Below are 19,499 nucleotides of genomic sequence, written 5' to 3' on the forward strand. Positions count from 1 at the left end.
TCAGATCTCGAAAGCTTGGGCGAGGATGCGCTGCGGTAAAGCTGAAACCGTGGCCTCTTGCTGGATTAGCGTGGAACGGATCGTGTCCGCTTCAACGAGTTGTTTCTTCAGCGCCTTCACGATGAGCCGTTGTTCATTCGGCTCCGGCGCACACACATGGAAGCTCTCAAGCGTAGGCATGTAGATCGTTTTATGCGTGGCGCCGGTCGCTAGTTCGCGCAATTCAGCGCGCGAACGGATCAGTGCATGCATCAGAAACTCCGGGTCCAGGGCATTGCCGCATACCCAGTTTGCGAAATCCTGACTCGTTGCCATAGGGCGGCCCATAATGGCGACGAAACCTACCGAGGCTGTGCGCGAGTAGCACACAGTGCCTCGCGGCAAGACACGCGCCGCCGAATTGGCGATGCCTGCCTCGTTGGTACGCAGTTGCGTACCCTCGACCCATTGCCCGTCGAGAGCGCGGATCTCGGTTAGCGATATCCACGAGACGTCGCCACCCCACCAGTCGGGCCGCAAGCGGCTTGGCGTATGACCGCTTTCTAGCCGAGCGACATCAGAGAGCTTGTGCCAGTGCCATTGGGAGGGCGATTCGCCGAGATTTGGCGGCACTGCGACCGGCACGGCCTTGCGGAAAGCTTCGCGGTAGATAGAGGCGCGCAGCGCCTCAGCCTCCCGATTTTGCTCCTTAGCCGCTTGCCACGCCGTTCCCACCTGCTCCAGTTGGATTTTCAGGCGGGCGGCAATGCGGCATTGCTCATCAAGCGGCGGGAGATCAATTGGAATCGACGTGATGACCCCTTGCGAGATGTTTCGCATAGAGTCACTTGTTCCCGTCGCGAAGTGCTCGATATGCTTGCGCGCCTTCGGCGCACGCAGGGCGAACAGCAGGTATTCCTTGTTGGCAAGGTTCTCGTTGATTACAAGACGCAAGGTCTTGTCGGACAAAAGACGGAGCGGGTAGTCCCGGTCTACCAACACTACGGCACCAACGAATTCCTTTGTGTTGGCACGGGAGATCAGCAGGTCACCCGCTCGGACCCTATGGCTATCATCGGGCTGGTAAGCCCCCCTAAGTGCCTTGGCCTCATCGTGGCGGAACTCCGCCCAAGTCACAGCACTGACCTTGAGCACACCCAACTCATCAGGCCGCGCGGGGGTTTCGGCGGTCTGAAAGCTCTTGCCAGCTTGGATGTCTAAGAGGATTTCGCCGAGGGTGCTTTGGCCCGTCATACCCCAAACAACCTCCCCTTGGCCTCGCGCATGACTTGCACGGGCGCACCCAAAGGACGGAGTGCATCCAGACCGCCGGCGACTCTGATGGCCGGCACCTCCCACAGCGCCGGGGTTTCCAGCGCGTCGGTGCCTCCTTGGGCGAACTGATGGCCCAAACCCTTGAGCACGATGGCAGCGTTTTCCGGCATGGCGGCGAACCAGGGCTGGTTGTGGGTGAGGAACAGATCGCCGCGCTCAGGTCGTCTCAAGGCGCGGGCGTGGTACCCGTGGTGGCTGAAGTAGTCGTAGAGATCGAAGTCGTTCATCCGGTCTTCATCGCGAATCAGGTCGGGGTCAAGCCGCTCTCCCAGCAAGTGCTCGATGAACTGGCGGCGCTTATGCGGCTCGATCCACAGCGCGCGGAACTCCTCCAACGTGTGCGCCTCGTTCAGCACGCGGCCGAGCACCTCGCGGCGGTACTCCTCCACTGGCACAGGTGTATCCCTGCCGTCGCGGCTGACGACGATGAAACGGCCTTGCGCCGTGATGACGACGGGCTTGCCGCCGACCTCGCCTACGGCTGGGCCATCGCCCCCCTCGCCGCCACCGCCTCCCTCGTCGCCTTCATCGTCTTTGCGTCCACCTCCGCCCGAGCGCGGCGGCTTGGTAATGAATTCGGTGCCAAAGAGGCTTGTGACGTCGGTGTAGTCGTAAAGCCAGAACTTGTACTTACCTGATTCCTCGTGGATGCGGGTGCCGCGTCCGACCATCTGGTAGAACTTGATGGGCGATTGCAGGTAACGGAAGAACACCACGGCATTGAGCCGCTCGATGTCTACGCCGGCCTCAAGCAAATCCACTGTGCAGGCAATGAAGGCGCGCTCGCTGGAGCCACGCATTGGTTCGATGAGGTCAGCCCCATTGTTGGCTCCGCCCATGCACTTGAAGGCGTAGAGGTCCTTCGGTGTGCGGCCCTGATCCCTGCACCAACGCACATACAGGTTGTTCATATGCTGGGCCACGCGGTCGGCATGGATCTCGCGGTTACAGAAAATGATGACCTTCTGTTCCGGACCGCCGTTCTCGCGGAGAAGGTTGAACAGGTCTTCGCACATCTTGGGCGTGCGCAGCTCGATAAAGATTTCGTCGTCGAAGTCCTTGCCGGTGTACTGATCCTTGGTGAGGTCCTCGGCGGTCAGCAACCGATCAGTCCTGAGGTCGCGCACGCCTACCTGGAGCAGTTCTTCCTTGGTGAAAACGGCGCTGTCGATGCTGGCCTTGCGCTTGACGATCTCGCAGGCCGCCAGATAGCCGTCTTCCTGCGCCTGGATCAGCGTGTATTCGTAAACCGGCTCACCAAAATACTCACGGTTGTTGGCCGTGATTTCGTGGTCCTCGGCCGTGGCCTTCTCGGACTCCTCAAGTTTGCGCGGCGTGGCAGTGAGGCCGATGTGGATGGCATTCGGGTTGCGACGCAGCACCTCAGACCATTTGCCCCAGGCGGATCGGTGGCACTCGTCGATAACGATGACGGAGAACGCATCTTCACCGTAGTGCTCGGTGAGGAAGCTGGCGTCGCCCGTGTCGTCGATACCCAGCGTCTGGTAGGTGGCGATGTGGATGCGCGCATTGGCGGCTGCATTGCCGCCACGTTCGGTTTTGACGATGCGCGCGTTGTCGCCGAACGCCGCCTTGAGCTTCGTGTAGGCCTGCTCACGCAGTTCGTCGCGGTCACAGAGGAACAGCGCCGGTTTAGGCAACTGGCCGGCCTGGGCGAGGCGCCACAGCAAGTTGGCGGCGATAATGGTTTTGCCCGCGCCGGTGGCGAGCGTGAGCAGGACACGTGGTGATGCGCCAGCTTTGCGGTCAAGGATGATCTTTTCGAACGCGGCGCGGATCGCAGCATCCTGGTAGTAGCGGGTTTGCGACCAGGCCGGGCTATCTGCCTGGAAGAGCATTGTCGCCTCAGGCTGCGTCAGGTCGATGCCGCTCGCATTGGCATAACGGGCGGTAAGGTCCACGTGTGACGGGAAATCCCTGAATGCGAATGGCCCCTCGATCAGTTCGGTGAACCGGTCGTACTCGCCGTACTTGTGACCATTGGTGGAAAAAACGTACTTGACGTCGAAACGCAACGTCTCGGCGTAGCCCCGTGCCTGCTGCATGCCCCTGAGCGGATCGTCGGCTTCCTTCTTCGCCTCAAGCACAGCAACTGGCATTGCCCTGGGCATATCACTCACCTGGACGCACAAGAGATAGTCCGTGCGGCCCGGACCTCTGCGGCGACGGCCCCTGGGGCCTGTGGGCTCCACCGGCGGCGGGGTGAGCACTGTCTCCAGGGTGATACGGTCGCGGCTGATGTAGCCCTTGTCGCGCAACACTGGATCAATGAGGTGGTAGCGCGTGTCTGCCTCATTCAGGCTCACATTCGCCCCCCCCCAGGTCCTTGCCCTTCATCTGCGCCCCCTGCGCGCACCCATTCATCTACCTCAGATAGCCTGAATTTGCAGGAACGCGCAACACGATGGGCTGGCAGGGTTGGCGCGTACCGAGGCTGAGGGTAGGGCGGCTGGGCCGCCCGCGTGCGATGCCCAAGAGGCAGAAGCGCGCCAGGAGCTTGCCGGCGGCGAGGCTGTGGCTGCGGTAACGCGGGCGCTGAAGACCTCGCGAGCCACCGTCATGTGCTCAGGTATGATCGAGGGGCCTGACGGCTTGCAGCCCCCGCACCAATTCCTATCGACCACCTGACCGAACCAAAGGTCGCCGTGTGATCGGCTGGTCAAGCAAGAACGGGACAAGCCAGCATCGTAGCGCCGCGCTTCGAATCAGTGAGACGCCGTCATTCAATCGATGGATTTTGTGCAAAATTACGCCGCGCGTGCGGCTGCCTTCAATGGTAGGGGACGGCTGAAGCGGCTCTACTTGCTGCGGACCCATTCGGTGGAAGCGCGGATCGGGGTGTGCTCCGCTGATAGTGAATTCACCGACGGGCGTTCCTGCTCGACAAATAGAGCAGACAGAGCAATCACGACCCAATCGACCACCACACGCTAAGAAGTCCCTCGATACTAAGAGCTGCGAGCATGGATAGTGAATTTACCCGAAAGGAGCTATACGATCTTGTGTGGTCTCAGCCGATGAGAACCGTGGCAGCCAGCCTCGGCATCTCCGACGTTGCCCTCGCCAAGCACTGTAAGAAGGCTGACATTCCCGTCCCGGAGCGAGGATATTGGGCGAGGAAACAAGCTGGAAAACAGCCCATACAAATCGCGTTGCCGCCTCGCTTTCCTGGTGCCTCTGATCGCATTGGTGAATCGGCGGGCAGCAACTATGGGGGCCCGGATTGGGCGGAAAAATTCAAGGAAGTAGCCATTCCGCCTATCCCCACCTTCGATGAAGACATGCCTTCCGTCGAACAGCGCGCTAGAAAGTTGGTGGGTCAGCTCCGCTGCAGACGATCATTCGAGCCCGCACATCCGCTCGTCGCGAAACTCCTTGCGCATGACGATGAGCGCCGGAAGGATTTCGCGAAATGGCATTCCGACTACTACGCGCCAAAATACGACACCGGAATCGAGCGGAGACGTCTACTGGTCATCAACGCGCTCTTTCTGGCTGCCGCTCGCATCGGCTGCCGCCCGTCAATGAGCACCTCAAAGTACGGACAGGCTGCCGCTAGTGAAAGGGATATAACTATCACGATCGGCCGATCCCATGTGCACTTTACCATTGAACCGATCAAATCGAGAAAAGAAGGCCAGAAGGAGCGTTTGCGTCTTGCTTTCGGCGCGGCGCGTGATCGAGCAAACGCGAACAAATTTTGGGAAGATGGCGGCGAAAGCTCGCTTGAAGACCAACTAGCGGAAGTCTTGGTCGAAATGCTGGTCAGCGCGGAAGCCTCTTACCGCAATGGCCTCGTTCGACATAGAGAATGGATCATCAGCCGAAAAGCCGATGCCGAAGCTGAACTCAAGCGGCGACAAGACGAGGCCGAGCGGAAAGCACGCGAGCTTAAGGAGAGGCTGGAGAGGGAACGGATTCGACGGTTGCTGTCCCAGGCCAAGGCGCTGGACTGGGCCAATCAAATACGAACTTACGTGGAATCGGCCCGACTGCGGATTGCCGAGATAGCAATGACAGAGGCCGAATTCGAGAACTGGGCGAGTTGGGCGTTACAGGAAGCGGATCGCATAGATCCGTTGAAGAATGGTGTGATTTCTCAAGCCCTTGAGGAGCATTGTGGCCAGACTCGTTCTGCTACGCCAAAAATCTGAGGCCTCGTACTCGCTCAAATCGTGGTCTGCTCGAGCCTGAAGGCGCCGCTCACTGGATCGGCATCAACGACGCGCATGACAAGACGTTCCTGAAAATAACATTCGGCGATGCGGCGTGTCTGACCATCCTGCTTGGGAGTGGCGACGATCACTCTGACGATGCCATTACAGTTGTCGCGCGCCCATAATAGATCTTCCATGAACTAGCGGAAGCCTGGTCCGTTCTCCGCGCCAACTTCATTCGGTCCTCCAAGTTAGCCTGATGCCTTCCGTTTGGCGTCCGCAGACCTTTCTAATAGAGGCATATCAAGGCTAGCGATCTCGGGCATCGCCTTGCCCGCAATCGCCTGCAAGTCTCCGACCATGCCGACGGTGGACTCGATCACGGCGACGATCTGCGTCTCGCGCTTTGCCCACTGCCGGCCCATGAACTTGCGTTCTCGGTCGAGATCCTCGCGCATATCGTTGAATTTCTCGACGACAGCTTCCACCCGCTGGCGGAATTTCGTGCCAGTCAGATAATGATAAACTTGCTCCATCTTGGTCTGTTGTCCTTGCTGGACCAGGCGCGAGCTGTTGACCTCTATCAGAGTTTGACGAAGCGCGACAGCAACTGGCACTGCACAACGTGGATGGGTCACCCACACGCCGTCGACCAAGTCAAAGTGTTCGACATGCTTCGGGAGTGCGTGAGAGATGATAAGTGCAACATCTGCGCCGCAGCGGCGTTGATCGTCGCGCAGCTTTGGTAGCCAGCCATCGCTCCAAGCTTTGGTGCGCTTGGATTCCCAGAGAATTATGCCAACAGGCTGACCGATAGAGCCATTAACCTGTTGGACGACATCGGCGCCCAACTCGCCCTTACCGACGGGCTCAACGAGATCTGTAGGAAAACGCGCGCGAAGAAGCTCCTCGAGCTCCAGCTCGAGGACCTCGCCTTGGGACTGCTGGGACCCTTGCTCGGCCTTGCGTTTGAGCTCCTCGATTGTGCGCGCCATCGATTCGATGGTCTGATCTTTTTCGAGCACTCGGAGGCGCGCAGCGTCGTCCGCTTCCTGCTTTGCTCTTGCCCGAATTTCGTCGACAGAGGCCTGTACACGCTTTTCGATTGTCAGGTCGAGCTCGCGTTTTTCTTCATCAAGGGCGCGTTGCCTGCGTATCAGCTCGGCTTGCGCCTGCTGTGCCTCCGCTAGCTTGATATTGTTGGCTTCCAACGACCGGCGGAGTTCTGCAGCTTCCGACGTCTTAGCCAGCAACTCGACCGCGGCGGCTTCGCGCGCCTTCTTCGCCTCCACGGCCGCTATCTGGTTTCGTTCGGCGGCGAGCCGCTCTGCAACCTGATCTTCAATCTGCTCGCGCGCCTTGGCGAGCTGCTCGCGTTCCTGACGCACCGTTTCCAATTTCTGGAAGACCTCAGCGTCCTTTCTGGCAAGCTGTTCGTGAAAGCGCCGGCGCGTTTCCTCGATGAGCGGGGCGGCGAGCGACTCCGTCAGCCGGATCTCGTGGTTGCAGTTCGGACAGCAAAGAGTAGGATCGCTCGAACTTCCTACCGCAGTTGCTCTAACATTCATAAGCCCTCGCTCCTTTGCCGCTCTATGCTGCTTCGAATCTTGATCGGACCAACTTGATTGCGTCTGGAATAATGCGGCTTTAGCTGGATTTCCGCATGTGTTTCGACTGCACTGATCATCTGTATGAGCTTTTCCACCGAAAGCAGCTTGAGCGGTTGCAGCGGCCGCCTCAAGGGCTCAAGTCGCTCAATGAGCTCGTAATCTTCTAAGTGCCTAGACGCATTTGGCGACTGCCTCGGCGTGGGCAAACAAATTGAGGCGCAAGAGATCCTCGAGCCTCGGCCAGGAGCCTTCCAACAGCTCGTGGCTAAGCACCACGATCGAAAGGCACTGCGCACGGCTGACGGCGACGTTGAATCGATTGCGATTGAAAAGGAATTCCGTGCCTCTGGGCGCGTCTTCGCCTCGCGAGGTCGTCATCGAGACGATGCTAACCGCTGCTTGCTGGCCTTGAAACTTGTCGACTGTGCCGATTTTGGCACCGGCGGGCAGGCGCCGCTTGAGCAAATTGACCTGCATGTTGTAAGGCGCGACGACAAGGATGTCAGCCAGGGACAGCGGAGTTATTAACGCCGGATCCTTTTGCACCTGATGTGTCAGTAAATCTTGAATCAGCTCGGCGATTGCGTCAGCCTCCTGCAGTGATGATTGTGTGCACCCTTCGTGGGTTACGCCGAAAAAGGTGATGCCGGCGGGCTGGAGTGCACGATGTGCTCCGGGTGAAAGGATAAGCTGGCGGGCTTTGGCCTCAGCATGCGCCGTCAGACGACCGTCGTAGATGGCATCCGATATGAACGTGCAGAGCGAGGGATGAAGCCGCCGGCTTTCGTTCAAAAGGATGCCGCGGTCAGGCGGAACAGTCGCCTTGTCTTGCAAAAGATATCCGAGGGAGGACAGCCCGCTTTCGCCAGGGTGCACTCCCTGCACCGGTTGAGCGAGTTGCATCTGGTCGCCCACAAGCACGATATTTCGAGCTGCTGACCCCATGGCCACGAGATTGCCGAGTGAAACCTGGCCTGCCTCATCGACGATCAAGTAGTCAAATTGTTGTCTTTGATCCTTGCGGCAGAAATGGAAGGCGGTGCCGCCGACCAGCTGAAATGCGCGACCAATGTGCTTGGAATCGAATACCGTTCGGACATTTGCGCTGTTGAAATGACTATCCGGCTCGTCCTGGCGCCCCTTCTTGGCACCTGGAAACGCCAGTCTTACCGCGACCGCCCGCTTTTCGATCTCCTCAAGCACGTTGTTGATAGCCTTGTGCGAATTCGATGCCACGCCAACGCGAAAGCCCTTGCTCAGCAGGCGCACCGCGATCTCGGCAGCGGTGTAGGTTTTTCCGGTGCCGGGAGGTCCTTGAATGAAGAGATAACTGTTGTCGAGGTCCAGAACCGCTCGCGTAGCCGCGGCACAAGCTGACTCAGCGATATCCTGAAGCGGCGCGCCCGCCGCGCGGCCTTTGAGCCTTGGCGCACGTCGTTCGAGCAAATGCATGACGGCCGTATCGCTTTCGAGTGCGCCGGCCGCAAAGCGCTCTGCGAACGCCATGACCGCCTCGGGCAGATCGCGCTGATTAAGTGGCGTCGACAAAAGGCTGAAGCGCTCTGGAAAGCCTCCGGTCTTCGTGCCGCGCCGAAGAACTATCAATCCGTCTTCCGGCATCAGGTCGACGATGGTCCCGGCAGGGGCCAAGGTTGCGGCAATCTTTGGGGTGCCTCCGGTACGCAGCTTCGTGTCTTGCGGCGGGAAACGAAAAGTGGCTTCAATGGATCTCTTGTCCCGCACGAGCACAGATGACGGATCTGGTACGAGGTCGCCGAGGCTTTCCGGGTCTTCGACGAGTTCGTCCTCGGACCAAGTTTGACGTTCGAAGACAGACCACCAGCCGGGCTTTTGTGCTCGCTGGTGAAACCAGAGCAGTTCGGCCACGAGCTCCCGCAGGTCAGGATTTCCTGAAGTGCTCGCGCGCACCCGCCGCGCGAGATCCTGCTTCGCTGCTTCGCGCGCTTTCCGCGCGGCACTCTGTTCAGGTTTATCGTCGGCTTCGTCAATGACCCGGTAATCAACGCCTGGGGGGCGCATGCCTTCTAGCCAATCGCGGAGCTGCGCGGTGGAGACGCAGTCTTCCTTGTTGTAATACGCAATCGATTCGAGAATTGCAGCTTCGCCCGTCAGGCGCCACCGCTCGTACTCCACGATGCTATCTGCTGCGGTGGTCACCTCGCCGGCGCGCTTACCGCGGTAAATCTGCTCAAGGTCTTTCAGCGAATAGCCTTCGGTTGATGCGCGGATCGCTTGACGGACCACCCGGTAGAGGTCGACGAAGCGGCGCTCGTACAGCATCGAGTCCAACTCGGCCTCCATCGTGGCGTATCGCATCGCCAGGCGCTTGAGCGCGGTCAGTTCGTACGCAGCGTAATGGTAGATGTGGGCGTCGGGATACTTGGTGAGATGCCTGACGAAGCGTCGCATGAGCGCCTCGAAAGCTGCTTTCTCTTCAGCATGGTTGTGAGCCCACGAGATATGAAATGTATCCGGCGTGCTATCGTCAAGCGGTCCGACTACACCGAAAAGATACTCAAGCCCCCCTTCATACAGCGCATCGCCTTCGAGATCGAAGAAGAGGTCCCCGGCATCGGGCGGGGGCAACAGATAGAAACCGCGGCCAGGAACGGTCGGCAGGATTTCAAGATGCGGCTGGCCATCGGCACGCGCGCGCAACTGAAGGGAAGCCTGGGCCGCAAGCTTTGTGACCGTCTCGGCGCCCATGCCCGCTACCTTCACATCCGGTCGCACGGCGGCAAGCTCCGCAAGTGTCTTGATCCCAGTTTCTTCGAGCTTGAGGACCTGCGCGCCGCTGACGCCCGCGACGAAGAAGGGGCTATCGGCTCCGCGCCATTCCGCCTCGCAGCTGGGTTTGAAGTCGCATTGGGCACAGGCGGCGCATGGTATGGCACGCGTGGCGCGGGTCTCGGCGGCACAGAATGACTCGAAGCGACGCATGAGGCGCCGCAGGATGTGCCGCGTGTGCGCGAGATCGAACGATGTCGGACCACCGCCGGCGACGTGGAGGGTGCCTCGGGCAACGGGCATAGCGTGTGTCGCGGCCAGTAGTTCGGCGTAGATGCCGAGCTGAAGGACGTGTTCGACTTTGGCTTTGTGGGCGAGCTTGGCGTCTTCCGGCTCGTAGACAACCGCCCCGCCAGTCACAGGCTTCCGCACCAGAAAATCTGGAAACCCGATCCAGTCGCCGTGGATCAGCGCGCCCTGATAGATGAGCGGCGCTTTAGCCGCGATGGCGGCACGCGTTGCCGCGTCGCGCTCGCTCGCCGGTGCCGACCCCGAAATATGGACGGCTTTCCCATATTGCGTTTCAAGGTGGGCGAGAACCTTGGCTTCGTGCTCGAAGCCCTTGGTGCGGATCAGGTCTATGGTAGCGTCGGGCGCCGGTGCTTTGGCGCCAGCAAGCCATAGCGCCGCCTGGTGCGGGCAGCCGAGATAATCGTTCAGGCGCGAGGGTGACAGCGGTGTTTTCATGGAGGCGAATCAACCAGCGGCCTACGACAAAAGCGGTCGTAGCCAAGAAAATTATTCGATGGGGCCCGGGACGGTAGACGAAAGCCGCGGCGGCTCCTCGTGCCGGGAGAGGGCCACACGCAATTCCGTGGTCATGAGCTGGCGTAAGGAGATCGGAGAAATGATTTCGATCTGGTTGCCCCAACAAAAGAGATGCCAGGTGAGCTCAAGCATTCCGCTCGCTCGAAATCGCACAAGCGCGCCGCCGTCGGAAAGGAACTCAACCTTCTGGTTAGGATGAAATTGCCAATTCTTGAATTCGTCCATGCCATGGGGAAGGACGTGAAGCACCACATCTTCCTGTTCGCCTTGGAAGAAGCCGAATGACCCGGTGGCAAACTGAACGAGGTTGAAGCCGGCGGGTCGGGACGCGGTCTTCTCGATCACCGTGATGCACTCGATCTTGTCGAGCCGCCAATGCTTGGGCTTGGTGGCGCCGAGATCGGCGGCAATCAGGTAATTGCAGCGCCCGAATAGGATGCCGAACGGCACGACCTCGCGCGCGGCGCCAGGCCTTGAGCCGCCGTGATAGACAAATTGCAGAACTTTCATCTGCAAGAGGGCATCGCGAATCGCGAGAAGCACGTCGGGATCTTCAACAGCCCGAGGTCCCGCCGGCACGGCGATCATCTCGGCCCGCAGCAACACCTCCAGATCTGGGGCCAGCTTGTTGAGTGCTGGCCGCTTTATCGCTGAGCGTATTTTCTTCTCGAGACTCTGTAGAGCATCGGCGCTGGCGTGCGCATCGCGACGGCGCAGGCCCTCGATCGCCTTGTTCAGCTCCAGCAATTCTTCCTTCGTGGGCGCGTTGATGAAGCCATCGAGCCCGCCGGGAATGCGGAAGCGCTTTGTGGCGCCATCCTGGTGTTCTTCGAGCTGCGGAAAGACAGAGGCGAGCGCATCACGCATGCGCTCGATCGTGCGCCGGTTTTCACCGAGTTCCTGGGCCATTTCGTCCAGCGTCAGCCCTTCGGCGCTGGAGGCCAGCGTCCGCGCAAGATTCAGTAGGGCTGCCGCCTTCTCGTGCCGCATGGAATCCTACGACCGATTTTGACGTAGGACGGTAGCAAAGTTCCTTTCGACGGTCACCCAAAGCTTTGGCCCGGCGACTCGGTTTGATGGAGAAAGATATGGAAAATCAGAATGTTAATGCAGGATCTGAGGCAAGGGATGGCGCTCGCCCGGAACAGACTTGGAAGCTCAACGTCCAAGGTGTTGTCATCGAATCGCGCTTCCCTCAGATTGTGGTGCGGGATGCGCTCAAATTGGCGGGCTTCGATCCCGATGCCGGTTGGATCATTGTCCTGAAGATCGCCGGCGAACCGCGCAAGGAGGTTGAGCTCAACGCGACCATCGACCTCACGCATCCCGGCGTCGAGAAGCTGCGGCTGACCCCGCGGCATATCAACAATGGCGAAGCCGCCGGGCCTTGCCGGCGTGATTTCGCCTTGCTGCCCCAGGACGAGGTCCATCTGGACCGCTTGGGTCTGCGCTGGGAAACCATCGCCGATGGCGCACGCCGCTGGCTGTTGCTCCACTCTTATCCGCTGCCGCAGGGCTACACCGTTGGGGCCACGGACATCGCGATTGAGGTGCCGGTGAGCTATCCGGGCGCTCAGCTCGACATGTTCTATTGTCACCCGCATCTGGCGCTGGCGAATGGCCAGCCTATCCCTCAGGTGCAATGCATCGAATCCGTGACCGGCATCGGCTTTCAGCGCTGGTCGCGGCACCGCCCATGGGACAGCGCGCGCGATAATGTCGGCACCCACCTTGCGCTCGTGGACGAGTCGCTCCGTCGGGAGGTGGAGCGGTGATCACGCGCCAAGAGACGTTGGTGCTCCCACAGCCGATCTTCCAACCTCTGCATCGTCACCTCTTTCCAGGAGACGGGCTGGAAGCCGCAGCCCTGCTGCTCTGCACACGCGCGACCGGACGACGTCGCAAACTTCTGGCCTGCGACCTTGTCTTGGTGCCCTACCAAGCATGTGCGCAGCGCACGGAGAACCTTTTGAGCTGGCCGGGCAGTTATGTGGAGCTGGCAATTGAGCGCGCTGAGGCTGCTGGGTTGAGCATCATCGCGGTGCACTCGCATCCCGGTGGCCTGTTCGCCTTCTCCGATCTTGATGATGCGAGCGACAGGCTGCTGCTGCCCGCTCTCTTTCATGGAACGGGCGAGGTGGCTGGCTCGGCGATTATGCTCCCGGACGGTGCGATGCTTGGACGCCTATGTGGGCCTGATGAGTTTGCAAAACCAATCGACCTTGTCAGCGTATTCCGTGACGATCTGAGCTTCTGGTGGAACCAAGACGGCCGTCTGGGAACGTCATCCAAGAGGCCGGCTGCCTTTACGAGTGGGATGACGGAGTGGCTGGGCCGCCTCAGCGCTTGCGTGATCGGCGTCTCCGGTACCGGGTCGGTCGTCGCTGAGCAGCTTGCTCGCCTTGGCTTCGGCGAGATCATCGTCGTCGATTTTGACAGGGTTGAGCCTCGTAACCTCAATCGCATTCTCAATGCAACGACTGATGATGCGAGGAACGGCCGGCTCAAGGTCGAGATGTTTGCCTCCGCCGTGCGACACTATCGCGAAGGATGCGATGTCCAGCGTGTGTCGAGCTCCATCGCTACCCGTGACGCGGTTCTGGCGGCAAGCGAGGCTGACATTCTGTTCTCGTGTGTTGATAGCGCCGAGGGACGACACATCGCGGACCGGCTCGCCGCCTACTTTGCCACGCCGCTCTTCGATCTCGGCGTCTCGATTCCGACGCGAAGAGGGTTGGGTGACGAACGCGAGATCGCCGAAGTATGCGGCCGCATTGATTATGTGTTTCCGGGTGGTTCAACGCTCCTCGACCGCGGAGTCTATGATGCTGCCCTCCTGGAGGCCGAGTACCTCGCCTGCACGGCGCCGGAAGCGTTCCGGCAAAAGCTCGATGATGGATACCTTCGTGGCATTGAGGAACAGGCCCCCGCTGTCATTACCCTCAACATGCGCGCCGCCTCCGACGCAGTCATGGAATTCATCGCGCGGGCATTTCCCTTCCGGCATGCCCCAAACAGCAGCCGTGCGCGGACACTGTTCATGCTGGCCGACGGCGATGCCGATGTATTCGCGGAGCGCGATTTCTCGGCTTCCGGCAGCTATCCGATTGCCGCGGGTCCGCAAGAACCACTTCTTGGTTTGCCATCCCTCGGCAAGCAACGGAGGGCCGCATGAGACCGAAGATCGTGTGGTGGCGGCGTCTCTTGGACACCATAGGGCCGCGGCGGAGGTTGCGCATCGTCGAGGGAGATTCCCTTCCGGCCAAGCTCCCACTTCGCGATCTGGTGCTGGCGCAGGAGGGTAGCGAGAACTGGTGCGTGGGCCTGCGCTGTCCGTGTGGGTGTGGCGAACGGCTCGAGATGATGCTCCTGGACGAAGTAAAACCTCGTTGGGACGTCGTCGTCGATGCAGAGGGCCGAGTCAGCCTTCATCCGTCCGTGTGGAGACGAACGGGATGCCGCTCTCATTTTTGGATCCGCAAAGGAAAAGTGGTCTGGTGCGACTGACGGCGGAAGAGTTCTAATGCGAGGTGGTTGAGCAGTTCGGTCTGGAACTTTGGTAGAAAATACATACAATATACTCCGAAGTTTGGCCGAGGCGATTCTCCAATGCCCAGAGAAAAGATTGAACATCGAAACAAGCGCGCTCTTTCCGGAAGCAAGGAAATAAAGACCGTTGTGTTCGAGGCCAAGCCCGGCCATCGCTTTCGGTTCCCGTCCACGAAGGCTGTAAAAGCCGTTGGTGCCGATTTGGGCAGGACCAGTACAGGCAGTGCACAGGTGAGACGGGTTAAGAATGCTTATAAGTCTGCCGGGCATGAAATCATGGGGGCTACCGGCGACGGCGTCGTGATCGTTCGGCCCTCAGGCAAGCCGGACAGCTTCAGACTGCAGTCATTGAAAGAGGCTGTTGGTAAGGTCGTGACCAGAAAAGCTTGACATGGCGGCGGCTTCCCCGTTGGGGGTTTTTATCAACTGTCCATTTGATCGCCGATACCGCAAGTTCTTCGATGCTATAGTATTTACCGTCATTCGCTGCGGATTCTCGGCCAGGTGCGCCTTCGAAATCGATGACGCAAGCGGCACTCGCATCGAGAAAATCATGTCGCTGATCGAAGAGTGCCCCTACGGGATTCACGATCTCTGCAGGACCGAGCTCGATCCTAAGAACCGCCTTCCACGGTTCAACATGCCCTTTGAGCTTGGAATATTTTTGGGCGCGAAGCGATACGGCAGCGCTTCCCAACAGCGGAAGCGATGTCTGGTACTGGACCGGGAGAAGTACCGCTATCAGAAGTTCATTTCCGATATCGCAGGCCAGGATATCCATACGCACGATCTGAAGGTCCACTCGCTTATAAGGCAAGTCAGGGATTTTCTGCGGACCGTCGGTCCTCACGTTCCCGGGGGAGTCACGACAGCAAAGGACTTCGACACCTTCCAGAAGGATAAAAAGAAAATCTGTAATCGCTTGGAGCTTGATGAGAAGGACCTGACGTTTCACGATCTTACGTTTGTAATTGCTCAATGGATCGTCTTAGAAGAAGAGCGGCGCCGCGCTGGCTGACATACAATTGGCTCTCGTATGGAGCTTCCAATGGTCTGCTGAACGTTTCGCATCTCCTTCCTGCGGCAACCGAGCCCACCTAATAAACGGCCCCGACGTCCGTCATCCGCGCAGCTTGGCGCAACCTCACAAACCTGGACTTGATCCCAAGTATTCGAATCCTTCGGTCGGCGGCGCCGGAAGGATTGGTCACACCGTGTAAACGCGCGTTTCTCGCGTGCGTTACGGCTGCCGTTTAGGTCAAGCCATAAGTATGATATTGATTGTCCGAAGTTGTTCGATCGGCAATCGAATCCTTATGACAAAAGCGACCTTGAACATCGTGAAGGATAGCTTCGGACAGCAGGTAAGAGAGCTTCGGCGTTCCCTGAAGCTGTCCCAGGCGCAGTTGGCTGCGAGAGTAGCAAGCCATCAGGAGTTCATCAGCGATGTGGAGCGAGGCGAGGCCAATTTGACCCTGGACAGCATCGTCAGGATCGCGACGGCCTTGGGCGTTGAGACCATCGACTTGTTTGGCGCAACACAACGAAAGACGTCGTCGCGCAAACGGTCAATCAAGAAGAAGAACTGATTTTCATCCCCGATCAGGGGCTTACGATCTTCCGCCATCGCTTTGACACATTTATAGGCTACATCCTATAAATAAGAACCTAGAATGAATTTGGAGACGTTCCGTTGATGCCGATCCGGATCACCGTCTCCCACTGAAACAGCTCTCACAGCGAACGTCGTATTGCTCTGGTGACCGCAACTCGCCTTGCGGAAGCGCGCCGGGGTGCTCGCCCGACCCGGACGGCATCGCTGCGGCTGAGCCCGGGGGTAGACAGCCGGGGAGATGGCGCGTTGCCAAACGAGAGTCTTTGCGGACGTCCGGTCGCGTACAATCAAACCGGGAGTCGAACCATGCGCCCAAGTCAATTCCACCATCGAACAGCGGGGCCCGCGCTCTTTGTAAGCCCAAAGTGCAGAGCGGCAATCCGGATCTTCAATCCGCTGCTCCGCTACGCCTTGCAACAGGCGAGCCTCGAGCCAGACGTACTGGCGATCCGAAAGTCGTCGGATCTGTTGGGTCCGCAGATTCCCCTGAAAGGGGTCGTGATCGAAAGGGTGGATGCGATGTTCTTCCTTACGGTTTGCGAAAACCGACCGAGCCGTAGCAACACTGAGCTCAGTCAGCTTATTCGTGCTTTGGCGGCCAATGGGCTGCGGCTGCTTGAGCGCGACGCCTCAGACATCAAGGCAGAGCCATTGTTTTCCAATGCGCGCGAAGTGTGGTCGCATCAGCGCTACTCCGTGACGATCAGGGATAGGCTCAAGATCGCGGCCGTTCTTCATGAGGAGGGTCCGCAAACGATCATCGAACTCGAGGAACGCGTTCGTCCCGCGTGCGACCTACTTAACGGGATTTGCGCGCTTGCGTGTGAGGATCGTGTGGTGCTGAACATCGAGGATGTGCCTCTAGGTCCGAATACGATCGTAGTCGGGCGACAAACCGCAACGTATCTCCGTCCCGCGGGCTAGTGAGGTATTGCCCAATTGTAGGTAGCCGGTTGCATGAGCGACTGGCTCTCGTCAGGAGCTCGTTGAGAGACATCGAGATATGTTTCTGGGCGATGGCGCTGTGCTCGCTTGAAGATGCGTCGACCCTGACAATGTGTTGAGGCGAGAGGCTGTAGCGCCATCCTCAAGCTTGTCCCGATTGGCGGAGAGAGACCATTTGTCTGGCTGGATGATTTTGCAAGCGCTATGGAGGGCGCCTGGTGTTGCAAGTTCCTTGATTCAGAGCATGCCTTGGAGTGAGCAATGAGCATAGAAGTAGCGACGCCACGCGATCTTCTTGCGCGGGCATATCTTGATATGCTGGCCGCCGAGGCTGGCACGAACAGCAGCCCGCTCCTGCGCAGTGGTGACCCCGATGATCCGATCGAGCGCCTTATCGATGATCTGTGGACCGCACCCGAATCTGCTGAGCGAACATCCATCCGAGCCGATCTGGCAGCCGCCGCTATTCTCGTCGCACGTGCCATCGAACGCAGCGACGGACTTACGCGTGACTTGCGCCGAGAGTGTCCCGTTATCTCGCTCGCTACGCACGGCGCCGAGGTGGTCTCCCCGGTCCGGCGGGTCCTGACTACCTGCGCGTTCGGCAATGATGCAAAGGTGCTTGATGATCGGGCGTTCGACGGTGCTCACTATACCCGTCCAGTATTGCTGCTGGCTCGAGACGGCACATCGAACGAACACCGGCCCGAAAAAGGAAATGCGATAATTTCCGAGGCGTTACACGCCCGCGCCCCAATCTTTGGGTTGGCACCTGATCCGCGCCGCCATTTGCCGCGCGATCTTCTTCGCGCCGCAGAACACCATCTCTCACTGGGCCAACTTGACGCGTCGGCGATTGCGCTCGTGATCGAAGCGGTGACAGGGAGATCTCCAAGTACGGTCCCCGATGAACAACTGGCACGCGCCGTTGACATTTCAGACTTGACGCTCTCGGTTCGAGCGGATCGCAATGCCGACGATTGCATCAAGCTCCTCGAGAAGATCGTTTCGACGAAGTCGTTCTTCGATCACCGTGGTCCACGCCTTGAAGAGCTCGCAGGGTATGGTGCGGCTCGCGAATGGGGTCTAAACCTTGTCGCGGATTTGCGGGAATATCGGGCGGGACGACTCGACTGGGAGTGCCTCGAAAAGGGGCTTTTGTTAGCCGGACCGCCCGGCGTAGGCAAGACGCAATTCGCAAGAGCGCTAGCGAAGTCTGCTGACGTGCCTTTGGTAGCAAGTTCTGTCGCCGACTGGAATGCTGCAACCTATTTGTCTGGCACGCTGGCAGCCATCAAAGAGTGCTTTTCGCGTGCACGCCAGCTGGCTCCTTGCATTTTGTTCATCGATGAGCTTGACGGGATTTCGGATCGCGCAACTCTAACGACCGAGTACAAGGAATATTGGACTCAGATCGTCAACCTGCTTCTTGAGTTGTTAGCAGGCATCGAGGAGCGGCCGGGCGTTATCGTGATCGGGGCGACCAATCATCCCGATCACATCGATGCTGCGGTCAAACGCGCAGGACGTCTCGATCGCACGATCGAGATCGAACTGCCCAATTCTGAGAACCTCGCCGCGATCTTCCGCTTTCATCTGGGGCAGGATGTCCTGCCCGCCGTTAATTTGATGCCTGCCGCTCTTGCGGCTGCCGGCCGGACCGGCGCAGATGTCGAGGCGTGGGTCCGGCGAGCAAAGTCGCGCGCCCGGCGCGCGATCCGCGAAATTGCGCTCGATGACGTCCTTCACGAGATCCGGTCTGGACGCGAAGGAATGCCGGAAATCCTGAGGCGCGCGTGTTCGGTACACGAAGGCGGGCACCTCGTTGTCGGCATCGCTCTGGCCGTGTTCGAACCGCAGGCGCTGACGATTCTGGACCACGGCGCTACGACGCGAGTCGAGCTCTCGCGGGCCAACTCACAAACTAGGGCCGGAATCGAAAACTATATGGTGGCGCTTCTCAGCGGCCGTGCGGCCGAAGAGATGATCTTGGGCACGTCGCAAGCGACCGCCGGATCAGGTGTCGGGGATAATAGCGACTTTTCGCGGGCCACTCAGGCCGCAATCGACATGGAGCTGCGATTCGGCTTCGGAGTGATCGGAGTCGCGCATTTCTCGGAGCGGACCACCGAGATGCTTCTCCACGACCCTTCGATCGTGGCTTTGATCACGAAACGCCTCGATCGTTGCTTAACGCGCGCGCGCGAACTTGTGTCTGCTAACCGTGCCGCAGTCGAAGCCGTGGCAAAGCGACTGGAAGAGGTCGGTTATTTGGATCGGATCGCAATCGGTGATCTCTTGAAAGCGCATCCGGTGCGAACGGTCGAGTCGCCTGACAGAAGCGGTGGAGCTACAGGATTTGAGTAACGTCCGAGAGTCTGGCGCCTATGCAAAAAGTTCGACCGTACCATCGGCCTGATGAAGACCGCTAGCGTTTCCCGATCCTGCACGCCGGAGCGACGCAGGAAGAGCGCGGCTGGCCAGTCAGAACTCGAGTACCCGCGCGCTGCTGCCGCCGCAGTGTGCGCAGTCAAGGATTCGATTACCAACTATTTGATGGTGGGAATTGTAGTAACTTCTGGTTGAGGTTTGGACGCGATGTTGCCGGCAGGGTTCACTACAGGGGGCGCACATCCGGCAAAGATCGGCGCGCTGTATTGCGAGCCTTCCGGCGACAACGCGTTCCAAGCGGTGACCCGGCGGGATCGCAGG

15 protein-coding genes are annotated in these 19,499 nt (G+C 59.3%); 9 read left to right on the forward strand and 6 right to left on the reverse strand.

All coding sequences use genetic code 11. The features are described from left to right. Both P6U29_RS02170 and P6U29_RS02175 read right to left on the reverse strand, forming a co-directional pair. On the reverse strand, nt 1–1,233 hold the full coding sequence (locus P6U29_RS02170; protein ID WP_407116125.1) for a restriction endonuclease subunit S: 1,233 nt from the start codon (nt 1,231–1,233) through the stop codon (nt 1–3). Continuing rightward, nucleotides 1,230–3,641, reverse strand: a complete 2,412-nt coding sequence (locus tag P6U29_RS02175; protein WP_407116126.1) for a DEAD/DEAH box helicase family protein — start codon at nt 3,639–3,641, stop codon at nt 1,230–1,232. The genes P6U29_RS02170 and P6U29_RS02175 overlap by 4 nt, the downstream gene beginning before the upstream one ends. A gap of 657 nt (nt 3,642–4,298) precedes the next feature. Here P6U29_RS02175 and P6U29_RS02180 point away from each other — a divergent pair. Then, nucleotides 4,299–5,489, forward strand: a complete 1,191-nt coding sequence (locus P6U29_RS02180; protein WP_407116127.1) for a hypothetical protein — start codon at nt 4,299–4,301, stop codon at nt 5,487–5,489. A 14-nt stretch (nt 5,490–5,503) separates the two neighbouring features. On the opposite strand, the gene P6U29_RS02185 is transcribed toward P6U29_RS02180, so the two are convergent. The 4 genes from P6U29_RS02185 to P6U29_RS02200 all read right to left on the reverse strand — a co-directional run bounded on the left by P6U29_RS02185 (nt 5,504) and on the right by P6U29_RS02200 (nt 11,668). Continuing rightward, complete coding sequence (locus tag P6U29_RS02185; RefSeq protein WP_407116128.1) at nt 5,504–5,689, reverse strand: hypothetical protein; 186 nt, start codon at nt 5,687–5,689, stop codon at nt 5,504–5,506. 54 nt (nt 5,690–5,743) lie between these two features. Further along, nucleotides 5,744–7,060 (reverse strand): DUF2130 domain-containing protein, encoded by a 1,317-nt coding sequence (locus tag P6U29_RS02190; RefSeq protein WP_407116129.1) that lies wholly within the window; start codon nt 7,058–7,060, stop codon nt 5,744–5,746. Nucleotides 7,061–7,273: 213 nt separating this feature from the next. Next, nucleotides 7,274–10,597, reverse strand: a complete 3,324-nt coding sequence (locus tag P6U29_RS02195) for a TM0106 family RecB-like putative nuclease (RefSeq protein WP_407116130.1) — start codon at nt 10,595–10,597, stop codon at nt 7,274–7,276. A 51-nt stretch (nt 10,598–10,648) separates the two neighbouring features. Then, nucleotides 10,649–11,668: a helix-turn-helix transcriptional regulator gene (locus tag P6U29_RS02200; RefSeq protein WP_407116131.1), complete on the reverse strand. Its 1,020-nt coding sequence runs from the start codon at nt 11,666–11,668 to the stop codon at nt 10,649–10,651. Nucleotides 11,669–11,766: 98 nt separating this feature from the next. Here P6U29_RS02200 and P6U29_RS02205 point away from each other — a divergent pair, with 98 nt between their 5' ends. From P6U29_RS02205 to P6U29_RS02240, 8 genes are all read left to right on the forward strand, one after another. After that, nucleotides 11,767–12,453, forward strand: coding sequence for an E2/UBC family protein (locus P6U29_RS02205; RefSeq protein WP_407116132.1), 687 nt, complete (start codon nt 11,767–11,769; stop codon nt 12,451–12,453). Continuing rightward, the gene (locus tag P6U29_RS02210; protein WP_407116133.1) at nt 12,450–13,853 is read left to right on the forward strand and encodes a ThiF family adenylyltransferase; all 1,404 of its coding nucleotides are present in this window, start codon (nt 12,450–12,452) and stop codon (nt 13,851–13,853) included. The genes P6U29_RS02205 and P6U29_RS02210 overlap by 4 nt, the downstream gene beginning before the upstream one ends. A 188-nt stretch (nt 13,854–14,041) precedes the next feature. Continuing rightward, nucleotides 14,042–14,185 carry a DUF6527 family protein gene (locus P6U29_RS02215; protein ID WP_407119579.1) on the forward strand — a complete coding sequence of 48 codons (144 nt, stop codon included), beginning with the start codon at nt 14,042–14,044 and terminating at the stop codon, nt 14,183–14,185. 102 nt (nt 14,186–14,287) lie between these two features. Next, nucleotides 14,288–14,617, forward strand: coding sequence for a hypothetical protein (locus P6U29_RS02220; RefSeq protein ID WP_407116134.1), 330 nt, complete (start codon nt 14,288–14,290; stop codon nt 14,615–14,617). Nucleotide 14,618: 1 nt separating this feature from the next. Continuing rightward, nucleotides 14,619–15,245 carry a hypothetical protein gene (locus tag P6U29_RS02225; RefSeq protein WP_407116135.1) on the forward strand — a complete coding sequence of 209 codons (627 nt, stop codon included), beginning with the start codon at nt 14,619–14,621 and terminating at the stop codon, nt 15,243–15,245. Between the two features lie 298 nt (nt 15,246–15,543). Next, entirely contained in the window at nt 15,544–15,816 is a 273-nt protein-coding gene (locus P6U29_RS02230; protein ID WP_407116136.1) for a helix-turn-helix domain-containing protein, read from the forward strand. A 332-nt stretch (nt 15,817–16,148) separates the two neighbouring features. Further along, the gene (locus tag P6U29_RS02235; protein ID WP_407116137.1) at nt 16,149–16,766 is read left to right on the forward strand and encodes a hypothetical protein; all 618 of its coding nucleotides are present in this window, start codon (nt 16,149–16,151) and stop codon (nt 16,764–16,766) included. Between the two features lie 282 nt (nt 16,767–17,048). Next, a complete protein-coding gene (locus tag P6U29_RS02240; protein ID WP_407116138.1) occupies nt 17,049–19,154 on the forward strand; it encodes an AAA family ATPase in 2,106 nt (701 codons plus the stop codon). Nucleotides 19,155–19,499 lie beyond the last annotated feature (345 nt).

This window comes from Bradyrhizobium sp. LMG 9283 (assembly GCF_045571415.1).
Lineage (GTDB): Bacteria > Pseudomonadota > Alphaproteobacteria > Rhizobiales > Xanthobacteraceae > Bradyrhizobium.

Coding starts and splice junctions, on each gene's coding strand:
- P6U29_RS02180 (WP_407116127.1), top strand. CDS start 4,299: ATGGATAGTGAATTTACCCGAAAGGAGCTATACGATCTTGTGTGGTCT.
- P6U29_RS02215 (WP_407119579.1), top strand. CDS start 14,042: ATGCTCCTGGACGAAGTAAAACCTCGTTGGGACGTCGTCGTCGATGCA.
- P6U29_RS02240 (WP_407116138.1), top strand. CDS start 17,049: ATGAGCATAGAAGTAGCGACGCCACGCGATCTTCTTGCGCGGGCATAT.
- P6U29_RS02190 (WP_407116129.1), bottom strand. CDS start 7,060: ATGAATGTTAGAGCAACTGCGGTAGGAAGTTCGAGCGATCCTACTCTT.
- P6U29_RS02205 (WP_407116132.1), top strand. CDS start 11,767: ATGGAAAATCAGAATGTTAATGCAGGATCTGAGGCAAGGGATGGCGCT.
- P6U29_RS02195 (WP_407116130.1), bottom strand. CDS start 10,597: ATGAAAACACCGCTGTCACCCTCGCGCCTGAACGATTATCTCGGCTGC.
- P6U29_RS02225 (WP_407116135.1), top strand. CDS start 14,619: ATGGCGGCGGCTTCCCCGTTGGGGGTTTTTATCAACTGTCCATTTGAT.
- P6U29_RS02185 (WP_407116128.1), bottom strand. CDS start 5,689: ATGGAAGATCTATTATGGGCGCGCGACAACTGTAATGGCATCGTCAGA.
- P6U29_RS02235 (WP_407116137.1), top strand. CDS start 16,149: ATGCGCCCAAGTCAATTCCACCATCGAACAGCGGGGCCCGCGCTCTTT.
- P6U29_RS02220 (WP_407116134.1), top strand. CDS start 14,288: ATGCCCAGAGAAAAGATTGAACATCGAAACAAGCGCGCTCTTTCCGGA.
- P6U29_RS02230 (WP_407116136.1), top strand. CDS start 15,544: ATGACAAAAGCGACCTTGAACATCGTGAAGGATAGCTTCGGACAGCAG.
- P6U29_RS02200 (WP_407116131.1), bottom strand. CDS start 11,668: ATGCGGCACGAGAAGGCGGCAGCCCTACTGAATCTTGCGCGGACGCTG.
- P6U29_RS02170 (WP_407116125.1), bottom strand. CDS start 1,233: ATGACGGGCCAAAGCACCCTCGGCGAAATCCTCTTAGACATCCAAGCT.